Source organism: Octadecabacter temperatus (assembly GCF_001187845.1).
Classification (GTDB): domain Bacteria; phylum Pseudomonadota; class Alphaproteobacteria; order Rhodobacterales; family Rhodobacteraceae; genus Octadecabacter; species Octadecabacter temperatus.
This window is the reverse complement of sequence record NZ_CP012160.1, coordinates 1,197,029-1,215,416: the sequence shown is the minus strand read 5'-3', so window position 1 is coordinate 1,215,416 and position 18,388 is coordinate 1,197,029. Positions and strand designations below refer to the sequence as shown.

Annotated in this window: 19 protein-coding genes; 15 read left to right on the top strand and 4 right to left on the bottom strand. The window is 54.2% G+C overall.

Annotated elements, in window-relative coordinates:
• Positions 1–44 precede the first annotated feature (44 nt).
• Complete coding sequence (dusA, locus tag OSB_RS06185) at positions 45–1,061, bottom strand: tRNA dihydrouridine(20/20a) synthase DusA (RefSeq protein WP_074202199.1); 1,017 nt, start codon at positions 1,059–1,061, stop codon at positions 45–47.
• A gap of 112 nt (positions 1,062–1,173) precedes the next feature.
• Here dusA and OSB_RS06180 point away from each other — a divergent pair, with 112 nt between their 5' ends.
• Entirely contained in the window at positions 1,174–2,259 is a 1,086-nt protein-coding gene (locus OSB_RS06180) for a tyrosine-type recombinase/integrase (protein WP_049834164.1), read from the top strand.
• Between the two features lie 19 nt (positions 2,260–2,278).
• Here the strand turns inward: OSB_RS06180 and OSB_RS06175 are convergent, their stop codons facing one another.
• Complete coding sequence (locus tag OSB_RS06175) at positions 2,279–2,542, bottom strand: hypothetical protein (protein WP_049834163.1); 264 nt, start codon at positions 2,540–2,542, stop codon at positions 2,279–2,281.
• A 286-nt stretch (positions 2,543–2,828) separates the two neighbouring features.
• Here OSB_RS06175 and OSB_RS06170 point away from each other — a divergent pair, with 286 nt between their 5' ends.
• From OSB_RS06170 to OSB_RS06145, 7 genes are all read left to right on the top strand, one after another.
• Positions 2,829–3,359, top strand: a complete 531-nt coding sequence (locus tag OSB_RS06170; protein WP_049834162.1) for a hypothetical protein — start codon at positions 2,829–2,831, stop codon at positions 3,357–3,359.
• A 1-nt stretch (position 3,360) separates the two neighbouring features.
• Entirely contained in the window at positions 3,361–3,852 is a 492-nt protein-coding gene (locus OSB_RS06165; protein WP_049834161.1) for a hypothetical protein, read from the top strand.
• Complete coding sequence (locus tag OSB_RS06160) at positions 3,852–4,100, top strand: hypothetical protein (RefSeq protein WP_049834160.1); 249 nt, start codon at positions 3,852–3,854, stop codon at positions 4,098–4,100. The genes OSB_RS06165 and OSB_RS06160 overlap by 1 nt, the downstream gene beginning before the upstream one ends.
• On the top strand, positions 4,093–4,347 hold the full coding sequence (locus OSB_RS06155; protein WP_049834159.1) for a hypothetical protein: 255 nt from the start codon (positions 4,093–4,095) through the stop codon (positions 4,345–4,347). Before OSB_RS06160 ends, OSB_RS06155 begins: the two co-directional genes overlap by 8 nt.
• The gene (locus tag OSB_RS16680; RefSeq protein WP_158454105.1) at positions 4,337–4,510 is read left to right on the top strand and encodes a hypothetical protein; all 174 of its coding nucleotides are present in this window, start codon (positions 4,337–4,339) and stop codon (positions 4,508–4,510) included. Before OSB_RS06155 ends, OSB_RS16680 begins: the two co-directional genes overlap by 11 nt.
• Positions 4,507–4,821: a hypothetical protein gene (locus OSB_RS06150; protein ID WP_049834158.1), complete on the top strand. Its 315-nt coding sequence runs from the start codon at positions 4,507–4,509 to the stop codon at positions 4,819–4,821. Before OSB_RS16680 ends, OSB_RS06150 begins: the two co-directional genes overlap by 4 nt.
• Positions 4,822–5,110: 289 nt before the next feature.
• Positions 5,111–7,075 carry a hypothetical protein gene (locus OSB_RS06145; RefSeq protein ID WP_049834157.1) on the top strand — a complete coding sequence of 655 codons (1,965 nt, stop codon included), beginning with the start codon at positions 5,111–5,113 and terminating at the stop codon, positions 7,073–7,075.
• Between the two features lie 490 nt (positions 7,076–7,565).
• Here the strand turns inward: OSB_RS06145 and OSB_RS06140 are convergent, their stop codons facing one another.
• Positions 7,566–8,186 (bottom strand): SWIM zinc finger family protein, encoded by a 621-nt coding sequence (locus OSB_RS06140; protein WP_049834156.1) that lies wholly within the window; start codon positions 8,184–8,186, stop codon positions 7,566–7,568.
• Positions 8,187–8,249: 63 nt separating this feature from the next.
• Here OSB_RS06140 and OSB_RS06135 point away from each other — a divergent pair, with 63 nt between their 5' ends.
• The 7 genes from OSB_RS06135 (at position 8,250) to OSB_RS06105 (ending at position 17,253) form a co-directional block, all read left to right on the top strand.
• Positions 8,250–8,711, top strand: coding sequence for a hypothetical protein (locus OSB_RS06135; RefSeq protein WP_143831212.1), 462 nt, complete (start codon positions 8,250–8,252; stop codon positions 8,709–8,711).
• Positions 8,712–8,949: 238 nt separating this feature from the next.
• Positions 8,950–9,624, top strand: coding sequence for a recombinase family protein (locus tag OSB_RS06130; protein WP_049834154.1), 675 nt, complete (start codon positions 8,950–8,952; stop codon positions 9,622–9,624).
• 755 nt (positions 9,625–10,379) lie between these two features.
• Positions 10,380–13,502, top strand: a complete 3,123-nt coding sequence (locus OSB_RS06125; protein WP_049834153.1) for a type ISP restriction/modification enzyme — start codon at positions 10,380–10,382, stop codon at positions 13,500–13,502.
• The gene (locus OSB_RS06120) at positions 13,495–14,514 is read left to right on the top strand and encodes a restriction endonuclease (protein ID WP_049834152.1); all 1,020 of its coding nucleotides are present in this window, start codon (positions 13,495–13,497) and stop codon (positions 14,512–14,514) included. The genes OSB_RS06125 and OSB_RS06120 overlap by 8 nt, the downstream gene beginning before the upstream one ends.
• 963 nt (positions 14,515–15,477) lie before the next feature.
• Positions 15,478–15,738 carry a pyocin activator PrtN family protein gene (locus OSB_RS06115; protein WP_049834151.1) on the top strand — a complete coding sequence of 87 codons (261 nt, stop codon included), beginning with the start codon at positions 15,478–15,480 and terminating at the stop codon, positions 15,736–15,738.
• A gap of 232 nt (positions 15,739–15,970) precedes the next feature.
• Positions 15,971–16,768 carry a phytanoyl-CoA dioxygenase family protein gene (locus OSB_RS06110; protein ID WP_049834150.1) on the top strand — a complete coding sequence of 266 codons (798 nt, stop codon included), beginning with the start codon at positions 15,971–15,973 and terminating at the stop codon, positions 16,766–16,768.
• Between the two features lie 65 nt (positions 16,769–16,833).
• On the top strand, positions 16,834–17,253 hold the full coding sequence (locus OSB_RS06105) for a bleomycin resistance protein (RefSeq protein ID WP_049834149.1): 420 nt from the start codon (positions 16,834–16,836) through the stop codon (positions 17,251–17,253).
• A 24-nt stretch (positions 17,254–17,277) separates the two neighbouring features.
• On the opposite strand, the gene OSB_RS06100 is transcribed toward OSB_RS06105, so the two are convergent.
• Entirely contained in the window at positions 17,278–18,387 is a 1,110-nt protein-coding gene (locus OSB_RS06100; protein ID WP_049834148.1) for a Gfo/Idh/MocA family protein, read from the bottom strand.
• Between the last annotated feature and the right edge of the window lies 1 nt (position 18,388).

The following is an 18,388-nucleotide window of genomic DNA, read 5'->3' as shown; positions in this document are numbered from 1 at the left end:
AGATTTGCGCCAACATTGCCTAAGCACGGCGCGGCGACAACCCGTTAAGCCGCAGTGCGCTCCATCGCGGCCAGCGCATCTTCGATCGTAGACCAGCCTGCGCCCTCAAGGTGGGCATTTTCAGACAGGTAGCGCCGCCATTGGCGCGCACCTGGACGCCCTGCAAACAGCCCCAACATCGGCTTTGCAACGGGCATCAGCTTGCCACCGCCACGCGTCGTGTCCGCCATGTGTGCTTCGATATAGTCGCGCATTTGCAGAACGACATCTACGGGGTCCCGCCCCATGTCCCCGCCCCAAACAACGGCATCAGCGGCTTGCAAAATATCGGTCGGATTGTGGTACGCCGCCCGCCCGATCATCACACCATCAAGGCCTGCATCCAGCAATTCCTTGGCATGTTCCAGCGTCGCGACACCGCCATTGATGGAAATATGCAGGTTCGGAAACAGCCCCTTCATCCGGTGTACCAGATCATAATCCAGCGGCGGTACGTCACGGTTTTCCTTAGGCGACAGCCCTTGCAACCACGCCTTTCGCGCATGGATCGTGACGCGGGTTACACCTGCGCCAACGATACGGGCGAGGAACTCTGGCAAGACTTCTTCGGGGTCCTGATCATCCACAGCAATGCGGCATTTCACAGTGACTTCAGCAGGTTGCGCGGCAATCATCGCAGCGCAACATTCAGCCACCAACGCGGGTTGTTTCATCAAGACAGCCCCAAACGCGCCCGATTGCACCCGATCAGACGGGCAACCGCAGTTGAGGTTGATCTCAGAATATCCCGCATCCGCGCCCATCACAGCGGCCTTTGCAAGCTCTACAGGGTCAGATCCGCCAAGCTGCAACGCCACTGGCTGTTCCGCCCCATCAAACCGCAATAAATGGCGCGCATCACCACGTACCAGCGCAGGCGACGTCACCATTTCCGTATAGAGCAACGTGCGGCGCGACAACAGACGATGCAGATAGCGGCAATGGCGATCCGTCCAGTCCATCATCGGTGCAACGCTGAGGCGAGCAGAGCTGGAAAGGTTATATTTTATTGGGTTATTCACTTATTTTCCACTCTATCAGCCTGCCCGATTTTGTCCCTTTTTGCCCCATTTACGCCCGTTTTGTCATACAGTATGACTCAGAGTCATACGAAATATATCGGAGTCATACAGAATGGCCACCTTTCGCGAACGAACCTTAAAGAGCGGCAAGACCAGTGTTACGGCGCAAATTGTCCGCCGCAATCCTCCTTACCAAGAGTCGCGTACGTTTGACAAACCGAAGCCCGCCAAGGCGTGGGCGAAGAAACGCGAAGAAGAGATTGACGCAGAAATCCGTTTGGGGCTGACGCCCAAGAAGCGAAGCGATGCAGGTGTAACCCTAGGGGATGCAATTGATAAGTATATCAAGGAGTCTTTGACCGCGATTGGGAAGACAAAGGCACAGGTTCTGCGGACCATACGTACGGAATATGATATTGCAGGTATGCCCTGCGATAAGATCGAGTCCAAACATATCGTTACGTTTGTGAAAGAGCTTCACGACCGCCCCGACCTAAACTCAAGCGCCACCGCCCTCAATTACCTCTCACACCTTGCCGCCGTATTCTCAGACGCACGACCGCTGTGGGGCTATGAACTGGACGCACAGGCTATGAAGGACGCGCAACGGGTTCTGACCCGTAACGGCCACGTCAGCAAAGCAGAAGAGCGCACCCGCCGCCCTACACTGGACGAACTGGACAAGCTAATGGCGCATTTCCAGCAGGCCACGGAGTCCAATCCCAGAACCATGCCTATGCACAACGTTGTCGCTTTTGCTATTTTCAGTACCCGCCGTCAGGCGGAGATTTGCCGGATCACGTGGGAAGACTTTGAGCCGGACCATCATAGAGTCTTGGTCCGCAAGATGAAGAATCCGGGGCAGAAGGGCGGCGTGGATACGTGGGTGGAATTGCCGGACCCGTGCACCGCGATAATCGAAGCCATGCCACGCAAAAAGGAAAAGATTTTCCCCTACAATGGCGACACCGTCAGCAGGCGATTTACAGAGGCCTGTAAGCTACTGGACATCCACGACCTACACTTTCACGACCTTCGCCATGAAGGGGCTTCATACCTCGCGGAGAAAGGCCTCAGCGTGCCTCAGCTTGCCGCCGTAACCGGCCACAAGGCATGGAAGAGCTTGGAACGGTACACGCACGTCCGCGAGCGCGGCGACAAGTACGCAAGTTGGAAGTGGATCAACGAAGTGACCTGACACGCCGCTAACGCGGCCATCAGGAATTCAGCCAGAACCCAAAACCAATTAAGGCGAGAAAAACAAATGTCAGGGGCAATGCCCGCCCGATGGATTTATGTATCCGTACTTCATGGTAAAGCATGACCGGCCAAGTCAGAACAACGAGCATGAATCCGACTAGAAAGCGGCTTGAGTTGCGGGCATATGCTGGACGGTTGTGGAAGCTCTGCTTGAAATCTTGCCTAATTCGATAAACGCCTGTCAGCAAATACGAAATAACAATGACGATAATTGGGTTCATGAATATGGCCTTTTCGAAATGGGTTTACCTTTCATACCCATAAGCATCCAGACTTTCCATATACCCACGCCTGCGCCGCCTTGTAATGGTCCCAGCCGCGTTTGCGCCCTTGCTGTGCCAGCGCCCCTGCCCGTTCTGTAGCCCCGTTAGCGGCGTGGAGGTGTGCGGCCCCCTAAATCAAAACGAATCATTTTTGACCCGTTCCTGTCAAAAACGAGACTCGGCCCTGCCATATGTGGTAAAGATAGTCAATAAATAAAAACTCTCTAACCGCAAAAGGCCCTCAATGTTCATTTCTATCGACGATTATGAGAATGCGGCGGGTGTGTGCCGAATTACCCCCACCCGTCGCTTCAAGCGCGGGGGGATCACCCCCTCGCATCTCGCCCCCACACCCTCACCTAAGTCTATCGCACCGGCATATCGCCGCCGCTATTTGCTCGCAGAAGCTGTGACGACCTTAGCACCTTCTGAGGTAGCAGCGGGTGCAATTGAGAAGCTTTTCGCAGCCGCAACCATCGCACCGGACAGCATGTATGCAGGAGGGATCGAGGCGACACCCACCGCACGTCGTCTTATTGATTGGTTGCCTGACGAGGCAATGCAGGACCGGTGGGCGCAGGTCCAGAGCGCATTTTTTGTGGCCGTTGCGAATTCAAAGCTTTGCGTCCCCGCCGTCGTTGGGAATCTTAACGAGCTGAAGGACCTCGCAATCCTGCAGCCGCACGTCTTGGCGCACGTTATTTGCAACGCCCCCCGCCCCGCAATGCTGGCAATGTCGCCCGCGTTCATCATCGCCAATAATGAGGAGTCTTAAAATGACCGACCACACAAACTTTACCGCAATCGTAAACGCCTCTGACACGCTTGCTAGCCGCCTCGCAGAACTGTCTGAACGCGCAATCACCGACGCCCGTGCGCAGGGCGTCACAATTGAACCGGCGGACGTTCTGGACATCCGCGAGATTCGCCTTGCGACTATGGGTGCACCGCTGGACGAAGAGGCCTATCAGCGTGAACTGCGCGAGCTTCCGGCGTTGTCCGATGTGGCGCGCAAGGCGGCAATCGCGGATGGGGACGAAGACGCACGCGCCGCCGCCGTTGCAGAATTGGATAAGATCACCACCGACGCAGCCCACGCACGCAGCACCGACGCCCGCGCACGTAAGCTCGCCCGCGCGCGTGATTTGGGCGTGACCACCGCCCCCGTGGGTGAAGCTGACGACCGCAATGAAAAGATTCGATTGCTTTCAGAAATGTCAGACCATCAGGCACGCCTTCGCATGGCGCGCAAGTGGGGGCTTTTGTGATGACCTTGGATAAGATTGAAAACGCTTGCCGCGAACACGCACCGGACGGTCCATATGACCACCTGTTTCGAATTCAGGACGGCGCGCACCAGTGCGTCTTGTTTCCTAGCCGCCTGTTGACCGTGGCAGAGTTTGAAGCCCTCCAGCGGCGTCTTTCAGGACCTGTGGCCCTCACGCCTGAGGATCGGCGGCGCAACGATTTGAGGGCGCGTGCCAGCCTCAAGGACGGGGACCGCCGTTATGGATGAATTTGAAGACGGCGGCGCAATGTCGGATTCTTCCGTCATTTATCGCAAGAACAGCGACGGTCGCGACGGCTTTGGGAAGAAGGGAAAGACCGCTTCAGAGATCGCGCGCGAACGTGAAAAGCGTGCGCGCATTGAGCGCGGTTTGGAGGCCCGCGAACGTATGACCCCCGAACAGCGCGAAGCTGAAGAGGCGCGTCTCAAGATCGAAATTGATGAGTTTTTGGAGGGCATGAAGAATGCAGAATAAGACGACCACACGCCCCGCGCGTCGTGCCGAACTGTGGGCAAACGCCCGCGCCGCAATGGTGGGGGCATCCCCTCAGGAATTCGAGTCCGCTTTCGAGACCATCCGCGCGGCAATCGCGAACCGGTTGAATATGGAATACCCACACTTGAAGGAAACGTCATGACCTCTGACATTGAACACAACGCCCCGTTTATTAGCGATGATAACGCCCTGACGATTGAACTTATCAACATTTTTCGCGCGGCGACGACCACAACACGCCCCGCGCGTTGTGGCGGATTTTATATCAGTTTCGTTGATTTTGCAGCCGTGTTGGACGGGGATGAGGCAGTGGCCCGCCGCGTTCTTAGTGCATCAAATTTTATCCCCCGCGATGACGGGACGTGGACCTTCAAAAGGGGTGGTTGGCCTCTTCAGGACACAATCTCGTTTGACTGTTTGACGGATAGTGTGGACTTCCACCGGCCCGTTTAAGCGCAGCTTGAAGCTGCATTTGCCGTACTTTGGTGCAACCTCCAATTCATCTTCAAGCCAGAAGTAACTGAATTTGTTGCACTTTCCTTGACCCAACCCGCACGAATTGCGTAGAAGAAAGCGGCGTCTCACTGACGTCCTGAGATACTATTGGCGGCGTTAGCCGCCTTCATCAGCCTGCCCTTGTCCGTTGCGGCGTCCCCCTGATCATCGGGGCAAGCGAAACGGTCCAGAATGTGAATCGAGAAAGGAATCCGAATGCAAATTTAACCCACAAAAAGGAAACCACATGGCAAATGTTATCGCGATGACTCCGCCGGATCATCCAACCGTTACCGTCCGGACAAAGATGTCGGAAGGCGGCAGAAAGTTTAGGAACAAGTTCAACATTCGAGAAATCGAAGAGATTAGAAATGTGCCGTTGTATGTAAACGTGATGTTCGAACAGCAGATCGAAGAGCACGCAGACGACTCCCCCTTCACGGACCTCGAACTTGCCAAGTTCTATATGTCGCTTGTGAAGTCCAAGATCGATACAAGTCAGATCAACATCTTTTCCAGTAAAATCGCGACAAAGTGGTCTGCGGCCCTTCCCAAGCGCTATTTGAACGCAGCTCATAACTTCGCAGAGTCGGAATGGTCCGCCATGGGTATCGCGAATGACAAGGCAAAGGGAAAGACGAACGTGATGGGGACGTTTGGCTTCGACGACCTCAAGACATACGCATACGACAGCATCAAGAACGTGAATGATAATTATACACCTGTCCTGTTACGGCACGGTAAGAACCTTGTCCGCGTCGTCCGCAACCCTCAGGCAGAGCGCGAAGAAATGGACTTTTTGTCCCCGCGTAGTCTTCGTCCAATCGTCCACGATTACGCCCCGTTCTTTGTAGATCAGGGGGGCGAAATGCAGTCATGCAGCGCCCCCATGGATGTAGTAGAGGAGCTGTATTACGGTAACTACACCTTCCCCTGCCTCACCCAGATTGCAACGCACCCTCTGTTTGCGTCCGATGGGGATTTGATCAGCACGAACGGATACGACGAAGACACAGGCATCTATATGTCGCTTCCTGCGAACTTGCGTATGCTGAACATTCCTCGCATTCCGACGCAGCTTGACATCGATGAGGCCTTGGAAACTTTGTTGGACCTGTTTGGAGACTTTCCTTTTGACGGGGAGGACTGCCGCCCCGACGGGGAAACGCTTTATGCGGATGACGTTCCTGCGAGCATGGCGAATTTTCTTGCGATGTTGCTTACCCCCTTTTGCCGTCAGATGATCGACGGGCCGCTGCCGATGGCTTTCATTACGAAGCCCAAGGTCGCAACGGGTGCGTCTTTGCTCGCAGAGGGTGCGTATCGCATTGTTGCCGGTGCATCCGAACCGTCCGCCGCCTTGCCTTCAAACGAAGAGGAACGGCGCAAGCTTATCTTTGCCTCTCTGCGCGCGCCCAAGCCTTTCATGTGGTTTGATAATGTATCGGGCGAAATTGTGTCCGACGCCTTGGCGTCCGTTCTGACGGCAACGACGTTTGAAGGCCGCATTCTTGGGCAGTCATCGATGGCGACCGTGGCCGTAAACGCCATGACCATCATGACGTCAAATAATGCCCGCTTGAACGAAGACCTCAAGCGGCGCGCGTTTTTGATCCGCCTCGACGCCCAGATGGAGAACCCCAAGGCCCGTACCACATTCAAGTATAGCTTGGAGGGGGGGCATATCGCAAAGCACCGAGAAGAGCTTCTGTGCGCCGCGCTGACGCTTGTGAAGGCGTGGGTGTTCGCGGGTATGCCCGCCCCTCAGAATGCCCCCCATATGGCCTCGTTTGGCGAATGGGTCCGCGTATTGGGCGGCGTCCTTGAACATGCTGGGATCACCACCTTTCTGTCTAACGAAGACCAGAAGGACCGCGTCGCGTCGATCAACGAGGCGGAAGGCATCAATGACCTTGTCGCCGTCTGGTGGGAAAAGGCTAATGACGCGGCACAGAGGAACGTCAGTAACGAAATGTTGGTCGGGGGTGACGAGGGACTTGTGGACTTGTGTTTCACTGAAGACATCGCACTTGAAGGCGTCCGCAAGACGAAGCGCGATGCAGACGTCATCTATGACGCCACCGCGATGGGAAAGTTTCTCGCACAGTACGCTGACGCGTACTTTAACCTCGACGGTGTAGAGGTGCGTCTGGAGAAGGCAGGGACACGCCAGCGCCGGACCGTGTGGAAGTTGACGCCTAAGGTCACTTGAACGTCGCTGAATTTGAGTGACAGTGAGAGGATAGAGGGCGCGTCAGCGCCCTTTCTCTTGTCCGGCGAGGGATGTTCTGGCCTGCTTCAGGAAGTCACTTCACCATCCTGCCCGTCATAATGAAGTGCAACAAGGACACATCACACCAGTAAGTACCTGTTTTAATTACAACAAGTAAGATAAGTGAGGTAGGTGAGGTCATGAGGTACCCCTGCCCGCGCCGCCCCATAGGATATATTTTTTATTTTTCTTTATCGACATATGCCTACGGCAATAAAAAGAAATGTTTCTCTATAATAACTCTCAGATCACTTCATTAACATCACTCAACTCACTTAAAGAAGAAAAGACCAATAAAATAAGTACGAATTAGAGGTGAGGTAAATCTAGACCACCTCATTTCACCTCATACGATGAAGTGGGCAGGATTCAACGCGTGGCGGCTCTTCGCTGAGGGAGAAGTGATTGCGTCTGTAGGCGCGTCAGCGCCTCAACCGCGCTTCGCCATAGCCTTGATAAGGAAGTCATAAGCATCCTCGAATTTTTTGCGTGTGACGGTCTGCATGCTCTTCCCCCTAACCACGTATGGACGCGCACGGGGCTTCACGTTCTCATAGGCCAATGACCCGTCCGCTTGGACCACCACGTCCCCTGACATTTCTTCCCAAGTCAGTTCAAACGCCGCGCCCTTCTTAAGGTTTCCGTTCCTCCAACGTTCGTGCAGTGTCAGGCGGCGCACCTTCCAGTCCCCGCCCTCTTCGCTGTATTGAGGCGTCAGGTCCGTTGCGTCGATTAGCGGGCAACCGACTTCGTAAAGCGACTTCACGCAGCTCGCGCCCTCAGGCGGTCTGTGTGGCATCTTTTCAAGTGGTCGGTCCATGGCCTCTGCAATCGCCGATGACCCCGCCGCCAGCTTCGCCAATTCAACTAAGTCGCCAGACCCTTCCTGTAGCGCAGTCACCTCCCCCATAAGAAGCGCGCGGGCGTGCTTGCATTGTTTTCCTGTCTTGCGTCCGGCTGGGCATGAACAAGCCAGATAGAACGTCTCACCTGCGCCCGTTGCTTTCAATTCGTACGGGGTCTTCCCGCTTCCTTGGACATAGAACAGCATATCTGACTCCTCTTTTCGGAATTGGTGCAGCACATTTACGGCACGATTAAGGCGCACACGCCCTTGCATAATCCGTCCGCCGCTGTGATTTATCCTCGCAACCTAGAGGGGCATACGATCATGGACCAGTGCACGATTGATGAAATCCAAAGGACATCTAACCTCCTGCCCTTTGAGGCCAAACACACGCAGTTTCTTCTGTCAGTTTTGAAAAAGCAGCACTCGAAGGGTTTGGTGGTACGGTTTCATCCGGAATTTACACAGTCTGCACAGGCAGCGTTAGACGGCATGGACAAGGGTGTCTTTGTCCTGACCTGCCCTCAGATTGAATCAGACTTTGTCTTCACTTGTGAGAATGCTGGACAGGGATTGTTCGGAAGGCAAAAACGAGTGTTCAAAGTGTATGATGGCGATTTTGCGCTAGACGAATTCAGTGCAGCATCCACGTTCAAATCGTTTGCACTTGCCGCGACCTCGATCAACAACATCTTTAGACACGTTGGTCTGCTCAGCGGCCCGCTTTGAGGCAGGTTATATGGCGTCCGCAATAACACCTAAGGCGCCAAAATACCCCGATTAGCCGCCTTCGACGTGGCACCGCGCAACCTCGCGCAACCTTGCATTCTAGCATACCAGATTGCAAACAACGTTCACGACACGCACTACTCCCCCAATAAGTCATTGAAAAGACTCCAGAATCATGCATAACCATGTTACAAATGGCGTAGGGCTCCCTAGTCCATTTGTAAAAAGAGGAATAAGTATGAAGATCGTAACGTATATCAGAGTAAGCACCGATAAGCAGGGGCGCAGCGGTTTGGGTATCGAAGGCCAGCGCGCTGCAATCGCGGCTTACGCCGCCACCCACGGCGCAGAAATCGTGGCAGAATTCGAAGAGGTAGAGTCGGGACGGATCGACTCCAGACCGCAGCTTGAAAGCGCCCTTAGAACGGCACGCGCCAAGGGTGCGACCCTTGTCATCGCCAAGCTGGACAGACTCTCACGCAATGCGGCTTTCCTCCTTAATTTACAGGACTCTAAGGTCCCTTTCGTGGCGTGCGATATACCCACCGCCAACCCCATGACCATCGGAATCATGAGTGTTCTTGCACAGGAAGAATCCCGCATGATCGGGGACAGAACCCGTGTCGCCATGAAGGCCGCAAAGGCACGTGGAAAGACATTCGGGAACCCCAACGGGGCTGACGCCCTTAGGCGTGCTGACAAGGGCAATACAGCCGCTGTGCAGGTCATCAAGACACGCGCGTTAGCGCGTGCATCGGACCTATCCGCAGCCTTGGAAGACCTCAGAAACGAAGGTTTTAACACCCTTCAGGCCAAGGCAAATGAGTTGAACAAACGCGGTTTTGAAACGGCACGGGGAAAGCAGTGGCACCCCACATCCGTGGCCAGATTAGAGGCCAGACTCGCCGCATAGTAGAAACAAGCGTATTTCTGGCCCATGGGCATGGCGGGGCGGCGTGGTCTGGTCACGTTGAATCGTTTGGTTCGATCAAAGGGAACTGAGCGCGTTAGCGCTAAGACGTTGACGAATATAAGCAATATGAGGCTCCAAGGGGGTATACCCTCCACGTCGATTCCGGCGCGTAGTAGCTGAGGACCAGAGCAACAGCAACAGAAACGGAACCCATCCGGCGCGTGCAACCGTGTTTAACACTTTCCTTGCAGACTCCTCCGAAATACAGCCGTCCGGTTGTAGACTCGCTAATTTTTCCACGCTTGTAAGATTTTGCCTTTTTCTGACAGCCCCCCCTCCCCCCATGGGGGATTCGCAGGTGGCCCGAAAAAAATTTCAATTCTGGCTGGAAAAGGTTGCCTTTGTTAACCCGTTTTCGCGCCGTTTTCTTGGTCCAAGTGGCTCTCTATGCGCAGTTGCACGACCCACACACTGCATGTTAGCCGGGCCATAGCCATTTCTGGGTATGCTGCTCAGGCGTCGGTTAGGGCTGGCTCGGTGATTGCACACCTTTCCAGCCTGAATAGGGACGGCCCAAAGCAGACACTGGCTCACCCTCTGCCATGCTGCAGTGCGGCCCATCGAACCAAACTTTCGCTGCAGCGCTGAAATCGACGCGCCCGCGAACTCACACTTAGCTCAGGCAATGCCTTTTCTCTTTCGAGTAGACGTTCTTCCTCAGGAGCTCTAACCATGTTACACGTATGGGGTGAGTAATGAGCCAAAGACTGATCAACAGCTATCTTGCTGACATCGACAAAATCCGAATGGTAAGCGGCTCTCTTACTGAAGGCGTCATCAGCGAGGCGTTCAAGGACTTGCTAAAAGCTTGGGCCAAGTCGGACGGCCTTACCTTCATCAATCAGTATCCGATGCAATCTAGCCTCAAGAAACCTATCCGCCCTGACGGGGCTATCCTGCACGATGTGCGCGTCCCCTTGGGGTATTGGGAAGCCAAAGACACCGACGATGACCTTGACGCTGAAATCAAGGCGAAGCTGCTTACAGGGTATCCTCAAGACAACATAATCTTTGAAGATTCCCGTGTCGCGGTCTTGTGGCAGGACCGCAATGAAATCACCCGTTGCGATATGACAGATACCGCTGGGCTTGAGCAACTCCTCAACCTGTTCTTCGGCTATCAACGCCCCGAGATCGCTCAGTTTCGACTGGCGGTTGAACAGTTCAAGGCTGACTTACCCGCTGTCCTGACTGCGCTACGCGAGAAGATTGACGAAGCCTACAAGATCAACGTGACATTCAAAACCGCTGCCAAGAAATTCCTCGCCCACGCATGCGAAACCATCAACCCCACGCTTGGGCGCGATGACGTGCGCGAGATGCTTATCCAGCACATCCTTACGGAAGAAATCTTTGCCCGTGTCTTTGACGAAGCGGACTTTCACCGCGACAACAACGTGGCGAAACTGCTCTACGAACTAGAGGGCGCATTCTTCACCGGAGCGGTCAAGAAATCCACTCTCAAGGCATTGCAGCCCTACTACACGGCGATCAACGCCAACGCTGCGCAGATCACCAGCCACACGGAGAAACAGACCTTCCTAAAGGTGATCTACGAGAACTTTTACAAGGTCTATAATCCTGACGCCGCTGACCGTCTGGGGGTGGTCTATACACCAAACGAGATCGTGAAATTCATGATCGAAGGGGCCGATTGGCTGACCGACAAACATTTCGGCAAGCGCCTGATCGACGAAGGCGTCGAAATCCTTGATCCCGCGACGGGCACTGGCACCTATATTTGTGAACTCATCGAGTACTTTCGTGGCCAGCCCGACAAGCTGCGCCACAAATACACCGAAGAACTGCACGCGAACGAGGTCGCGATCCTGCCCTACTACGTGGCCAACCTGAACATTGAGGCGACCTATCAGGCGGTGTCAGGCCAATACGCTGAATACCCCAACCTGTGCTTCGTGGACACGTTGGACAACATCGGCGGGCTTGGCATCAAGTCTGGCCACCAGTTTGATATGTTCGCGTCCGTGTCGGATGAAAACGTCGCGCGGGTAAAGCGCCAGAACAAGCGCAAGATTTCCGTGGTGATCGGCAACCCGCCCTACAACGCCAACCAGCAGAACGAGAACGACAACAACAAGAACCGCACCTATCCGCACATTGATGACCTGATTAAGCGTAGCTTTGTGAAGCTGTCCACTGCGCAGAAAACCAAAGTCTACGACATGTATGCGCGGTTCTTCCGTTGGGCGTCAGATCGGTTGCACGATGACGGTGTCATCGCCTTCGTCACCAACCGTAGCTTCATCGACAGCCGGACGTTTGATGGGTTCAGAAGGTATGTCGCGCAAGAGTTTGACGAAATCTACCTTGTGGACCTTGGCGGTGATGTGCGTGCCAACCCGAAGCTGTCCGGCACCAAGAACAATGTCTTTGGCATCCAGACGGGTGTGGCGATTTCGTTCTTCGTGCGCAGACAACTGGGCAAGAAAAAGAAACGCGATTGCAAAATCCACTACGTGCGCAGGCCGGAACTGGAAACCTCGGACGACAAGCTGTCATGGCTAAGTGCGGTCAAGGCGTCGGATGCGAAATACGAGGTGGTGACACCGGATGAAAAGGGGAACTGGATCAACCAGACGGAAAACAACTGGGACGATCTGTTGCCCGTCGCGGATAAGAAGACGAAGGCTGCGAAGGTGGCCTCGCAAGAGAAAGCGATATTCAAATTATTTTCTCTTGGCGTTGCTACGAACCGCGATGATTGGGTTTACGACTTTTCGGAGAATGATTTGGCCGCAAAAGCCAAGCATCTTGTTGGGATTTACGAACAAGATCGAAAGCGATTGAAAACACTCAAGAGCCCCAAAGAAATCGCTGACGCGCTAGACTATTCAATCAAATGGACCCGCTCGGTAAAAAAAGACTTGCTGGGACGCAAGAAGCACCGATTCAATAAGTCGTCAATCATTACCGCGAATTATAGGCCGTATGTCAAAAAGGCGATGTATCGAGACACGGCCTTTAACGAAATGTCAAATCTGACTCGAACAATCTTTGGGATGGGTCAGCACCTAAATTCCTCAATCACGTTCATGGGTGATAGTTCAGGGAAGCCATTCTTGAGCCTTGCGATTAATCAAGTCCCTGACCTGAACTTTGTCAGTCCGGCGTCCGGTGGGAGTCAGACGCTTGCCCGCTATCGCTACAACCTTGAAGGCGGGCGTATCGACAACATCACCGATTGGGCCTTTAACAAATTCACCGCCCATTACGGCAAGAAAGCCAAGATCACCAAGGACGACATTTTCGCCTATGTCTACGCCGTCCTGCACGATCCCGTTTACCGTGAAACCTACGCAATCAACCTGAAACGCGAATTTCCCCGCATTCCGTTCTATCCCGATTTCCCCCAATGGCGCGATTGGGGCCAGACCCTGCTGGACCTGCACATCGGCTACGAAAAGGTCAAGCCGTATAAGCTGAAACGCTCTGACGAAGAGGACGTGAAGGCTGTGAAGGCAGGTCTGGCACCCAAGGTCAGCCTCAAAGCCGACAAGGACGCTGGGACCATCACACTGGATAGCGAAACAACCCTGTCCGGTATCCCGCCAGAGTGTTGGGACTACAAGCTGGGCAACCGCTCCGGCCTTGAATGGATACTGGACCAATACAAAGAGAAAACGCCTCGTGATCCCACGATCCGCGAAAAGTTCAACACCTACCGCTTTGCCGACTACAAAGAACAAGTGGTGGACCTACTTAAGCGCGTTACCCGCGTCAGCGTCGAGACGATGGAAGTCGTCGAGAAGATGAAAGCCGTCAAACGTAGCAGTAACGAGGACAGCAAAGATGACTAATATCTGGGGCGTTCACATGCCAAAACAGGTGAGCGACACGCCGCTAGAAGATGGCTTCGTCTCAATGGGCTGGCATGAACTCGGCAACATCTTTGAACTTCCGGATGATCGGGAAGCCTATAAAACCGCCATCGCGGCCACATACCCTGACCTTAAAGCGGGCGCAGTGCCTGTTACAGCAGGCATAGTCTATCGCTTTACCCATGCGGTTAAGGCTGGCGACTACGTTATCTATCCCTCCAAACACGATGGGCGCGTGAATATCGGAACCTTCACTGACACGGTCGAGCGTGTCAACATGGGCGAAGATGGACTGGACGAACTGACGCACAGGCGCGGCGTGAACTGGATTGAATCATTTCCACGTAGCGACTTCACCCAAGCCGCACTTTATGAAATCGGATCGTTCATCACGCTTTTTGCTGTGACCAAACACGCAGCAGAATTTTTGGCAAAGGTCGGCGTTAAGACTGACGCGGACGTCCCAGACGAAGACACTCCAAATGACGATCAAGTAACCCAGCGAGTGTCAGCGCAGGCAGAGCAGACCACCCATGACTTCGTCATTAAGCGCATTCATTCCGGCCTAAGCGGGTATGACTTTGAAGAGTTCACCGCCCATTTGCTAGAGTGCATGGGCTACACCGCGCGCGTGTCTGACAAATCTGGCGACGGTGGCGTCGATGTGATTGCCCACACGGATGAACTCGGATTTCAACCTCCCATCATCAAAGTTCAATGTAAGCGCCAGACAGGACAAATAGGTGAGCCAGACGCGAACCAGTTGCTCGGGACACTGGGGGACGGTGAATTTGGCCTGTTTATAACCCTTGGGTCCTACAGCCGCCCCGCCCGATTACTGGAACGCAATCGCTCAAAGCTGCGATTGATCGATGGCGAAGAACTCGTCGACATTATTCTCGAAAACTACGGGAAGATGTCAGCAAGTTACAGGACGCTCATCCCACTTAAGCAAATCTACGTTCCAGACGTTATCGAAGCTGCGGAATAATCGGCAAACACAGCACAAAGCCGAATGTTCTCGAAGGTGTTTTCTCCAGTCACAAAACCGACCATCTTGCACCCGCAGCGAATGTCTGCAAACCGCCCCTTCTTGCTAGTGGCTATCTAGTCGCGTTCTGTTTTCGCGCTTGCGGCGAATGCCAACTGCGTCCGCTAACGCGGACAATGACGACTCCCCGCCCATCGAAATCGTCAGCAACCCCGATTAACAAACCCACCGCCTTTGCCTGAGGTGGGCAGCTAATCGCGGCCAGATAAGTATTGTTATCGCGTCGTACAGGTGACGTTGTTTCCAAACCGATTGCAGTTTGTCGTCGTGGTCACCGGCGCAGGATTCACCACAATGGGCGGTGGAACGTACTGTTGCCCCCGAAACGGGAAGCTAGGCGTGCGCCCATCGGAAGCACCACACTGATAATTCATATAGTACCAAGTGACCGGACCCGGAAGAACGTCAGCAATCAAACCGCCAGACTTGCTGTAGCTATCTAGGACTTGATAAGACCCCTGACAGGTTTCTGAAGCTTGTTGGTAGCATCCATTTGGTGACTGACTGCATCTGGCCAATGACATGACCTGCCCAGATGGGCCAACAACAGCGGTCTGCTCAGGCGGCACGCACCCTGTCAAAACCAACAATGCTCCAACGACAAGGCCCGACTTCGACACAATGCACCTCCAGTAATAAACCATCGCCGTCTAGTTTCGCTGAGAAAAATAAAATGACAAGTGCGTTCGCCCATCGTGCACGAAGCTTCCGCGAAAATGGTAACGGCTCGCGGCGTCAGCCGCCCTGCCCGTCCGTGCAACCCAAAATTCAGCTTCAAGCTTAAAAATGCATTCAAAAACAATGACTTGACCGTTTATCTGTCTGTCTGCTATACGTACCATGCCCACAACAAAAAGGAGAGCTGGCATGCAATGAAACGACGAACGGAAGGAAATATGACATATGGATACACTTTGGATGCTGACGGGCCGATATGAGGGATTGCCCATCATCCCCGTGGACGTAGTAGTTAAGGACTACTTCCCCCACCTCACCTTGCCCAAGTTCCTGCGCAAGGTTTCAGACGGCAAAATCAAGCTGAACGTCATTCGCATGGAAGACAGTCAGAAGGCCGCAAAGGGCGTGCACGTGCGCGACCTCGCCACCTATGTGGATGAACGCCACGCGGATGGATTGGAGGAATTTAGCCGCCTTCACAGCTAGGTTAAATGGGACGGAACACCATTGCGCGTATGACTCGCGTATGACTCGGAAAAAACAGCCGCCTAACCCTCTGGTAAGGCGGCATTTTTCTGTCTGTAGGTCCAATCCATCATCGGGGCCACGCTTAGGCGGGCAGCTGTATGTAAATTCGCGCTCATGGCCGCGCATATAACCCCGCCACGGCGCGCTGTCATCCCTTGACGCACCGCAGCGCGAGGCCCACGCTGCTGACATGACACATCTCCTTATTACGCAAGACCACATCGACGCCTATCAACGCGACGGCGTGGTCCTCATCAAAGGTCTGTTTGCAGACCACGTCGAAACACTTCGAGAAGGCGTTGATCGCAACATGGCTGAACCTGGCCCCTACGCCGCCGAAAACCTAAAATCTGGCGAAAGCGGGCGTTTCTTTGATGATTACTGTAATTGGCAACGCATCCCCGAGTTCGAAACGGTCATTCGCGACAGCCCCGCAGCCCAAATCGCAGCCGACCTGATGCAAAGCCAAACGGTGCAGCTGTTTCATGACCACGTGCTCGTGAAAGAACCGGGAACGTCAAAGCCCACGCCGTGGCACACGGATGGCCCATATTATTTCGTTGAAGGCCAACAAACCGTCAGCTTCTGGTCGCCGCTTGATCCGGTCACGGATGCATCTTTGCGCTGCGTTGCTGGATCGCACAAATGGCCCAAGCCCGTTCTGCCCACCCGCTGGCTTTCTGAGACTGCGTTTTATCCGAATGAGGACGACTACATGCCCGTACCGGACCCAGACGCCGAAGGCATGGAAGTCCGCGAATACACTATGGAGGCAGGCGACGCTGTGGCGTTTAACTACAACATCCTGCACGGCGCGCGCGGCAATGAAACGGCATCTCGCCGACGCGCCTTTTCCCTGCGATTATTGGGGGATGATGCGCGTTACACCGAACGCCCCGGCCCCACATCGCCCCCATTTCCGGGGCACGACATGGTTCAAGGACAGAAATTGCGAACCGATTGGTTCCCGATGATTTGGCCGCATTGAGCCCAAATTGACGGCCCCATCTTGTATGTTCTATCTACCTACCGGTCATTAGAAGGTCGTTTTTCATGCCATCCTTAGTTGTTCCAGAATTCGCAGTTTCTGATTGGGTCAAATCTCGAACGTTCTATTGCGAAATTTTGGGCTTTGCGTGCCTTTATGACCGTCCAGAAGAAGGTTTCAGTTACCTTAGCCTCGACGGCGCTGAACTTATGATTGATCAGATTGGCGAAGGAAGAACATTTGACGACGGTCATTTACCGACCCAATACCCTTTTGGCAGAGGTTTAAACGTACAGATACAGGTCGAAGATATCGCCCCTATTACAAACGCGCTGGCAGCGGCTAAAGTCCCGCTTTACCTCGAAGTTGAAGACAAATGGTATCGGAAAGACGACTGCGACGTAGGTAACCGTCAATTTGTCGTCGCTGATCCCGATGGATACCTGCTACGTTTCTTTCAACCACTTGGCTCAAAGGGGCGTTAAGTCCGCACAGCGGACCATCTTAACCTATTGAACCGTAACCGCCTGCCCCGTACGCGCACTTTCCTGCGCGGCCAACCCAATTGCCACAGCCTTTGCGCCATCCGCAAGGGTGACCTCGACCTCACCCTGCCCGCGCACCACTGCGTTGAAGCGTTGATGCTGGTAGAACGTAGAACCGTTGTGATCGCCTGCGTCCAGCAATGCCGGATCAACAGGAATATCCATTGTGATCGGCCCCTGAGGTGCACGTGGCGAGATGATCACCTGCGGCACGGGCGCTGGTCCCAATTGTGCTGGCCAAAACCGTCCCGGTCCGGGCACGAGGCATTCGATCTTGCCCTTTGGCCCCACAGCGCTGATTTCTTCTTGGTAGCGCGATCCTTCGGCAAACATGCACAGCTCAAGCATGGCGCGGGTGCCGTTTTCAAAATCGACAATCACATAGCCGTTGTCCCAAATGTCAGGCGTGCGTCCGTCGTAAGTTTCTTCCAAATGGTTCATCGCCTGCCCTGCAGACGCCATAACGCGCACAGGTTCCGCCTTTAGAATAAGGCGCATGAGGTCAAAGAAGTGGCAGCATTTTTCGACAAGTGTGCCGCCTGTGTTCTCGTTAAAGCGGTTCCAATCGCCGATCTTTGGCAAAAACGGAAAACGGTGTTCGCGCACGGTCAGCATGGATATCCCGCCCGTTGCTTGCTCAGCCTGTTCAATCAATGCTGCTACGGGTGGCATGTAGCGGTATTCCATCGCGACCCAAACAGGATGCGGGTAACCCTCAAACAATGCGTCCAGCTTAGCGGCATCTTCGGGGTCCGTATAAAGCGGCTTTTCGCACAAGATCGGCAAAGGTCGTTTCGCGACGATTTCGTGCAATTGGGCGGCATGCAGGTAGTTCGGGCTCACGATAACAATCGCGTCCAACTCTGGATGCGCCAATAAATCGTCCAGCGATCCAGCAACCACTGCTTCAGGCCCTGCCCCGCCTTTTCCAGCCAGCACTGCGCAATTTTGCGCCATTTCCAGCACTGGGTCGAACACCACCGAAACGCGGCCATGAGGCAGCAGGTTGATATTTTGAATATGCTCGCGCGCCATCATTCCGCAGCCGATTATGCCGTAGTTCACCATGTCCATG

What these genes read in the sequence shown, in the direction of transcription:
- OSB_RS06180 (WP_049834164.1), top strand. Translation starts at nt 1,174, where the DNA reads ATGGCCACCTTTCGCGAACGAACCTTAAAGAGCGGCAAGACCAGTGTT.
- OSB_RS06175 (WP_049834163.1), bottom strand. Translation starts at nt 2,542, where the DNA reads ATGAACCCAATTATCGTCATTGTTATTTCGTATTTGCTGACAGGCGTT.
- OSB_RS06170 (WP_049834162.1), top strand. Translation starts at nt 2,829, where the DNA reads ATGTTCATTTCTATCGACGATTATGAGAATGCGGCGGGTGTGTGCCGA.
- OSB_RS06165 (WP_049834161.1), top strand. Translation starts at nt 3,361, where the DNA reads ATGACCGACCACACAAACTTTACCGCAATCGTAAACGCCTCTGACACG.
- OSB_RS06160 (WP_049834160.1), top strand. Translation starts at nt 3,852, where the DNA reads ATGACCTTGGATAAGATTGAAAACGCTTGCCGCGAACACGCACCGGAC.
- OSB_RS06155 (WP_049834159.1), top strand. Translation starts at nt 4,093, where the DNA reads ATGGATGAATTTGAAGACGGCGGCGCAATGTCGGATTCTTCCGTCATT.
- OSB_RS16680 (WP_158454105.1), top strand. Translation starts at nt 4,337, where the DNA reads ATGCAGAATAAGACGACCACACGCCCCGCGCGTCGTGCCGAACTGTGG.
- OSB_RS06150 (WP_049834158.1), top strand. Translation starts at nt 4,507, where the DNA reads ATGACCTCTGACATTGAACACAACGCCCCGTTTATTAGCGATGATAAC.
- OSB_RS06145 (WP_049834157.1), top strand. Translation starts at nt 5,111, where the DNA reads ATGGCAAATGTTATCGCGATGACTCCGCCGGATCATCCAACCGTTACC.
- OSB_RS06140 (WP_049834156.1), bottom strand. Translation starts at nt 8,186, where the DNA reads ATGCTGTTCTATGTCCAAGGAAGCGGGAAGACCCCGTACGAATTGAAA.
- OSB_RS06130 (WP_049834154.1), top strand. Translation starts at nt 8,950, where the DNA reads ATGAAGATCGTAACGTATATCAGAGTAAGCACCGATAAGCAGGGGCGC.
- OSB_RS06125 (WP_049834153.1), top strand. Translation starts at nt 10,380, where the DNA reads ATGAGCCAAAGACTGATCAACAGCTATCTTGCTGACATCGACAAAATC.
- OSB_RS06120 (WP_049834152.1), top strand. Translation starts at nt 13,495, where the DNA reads ATGACTAATATCTGGGGCGTTCACATGCCAAAACAGGTGAGCGACACG.
- OSB_RS06115 (WP_049834151.1), top strand. Translation starts at nt 15,478, where the DNA reads ATGGATACACTTTGGATGCTGACGGGCCGATATGAGGGATTGCCCATC.
- OSB_RS06110 (WP_049834150.1), top strand. Translation starts at nt 15,971, where the DNA reads ATGACACATCTCCTTATTACGCAAGACCACATCGACGCCTATCAACGC.
- OSB_RS06105 (WP_049834149.1), top strand. Translation starts at nt 16,834, where the DNA reads ATGCCATCCTTAGTTGTTCCAGAATTCGCAGTTTCTGATTGGGTCAAA.
- OSB_RS06100 (WP_049834148.1), bottom strand. Translation starts at nt 18,387, where the DNA reads ATGGACATGGTGAACTACGGCATAATCGGCTGCGGAATGATGGCGCGC.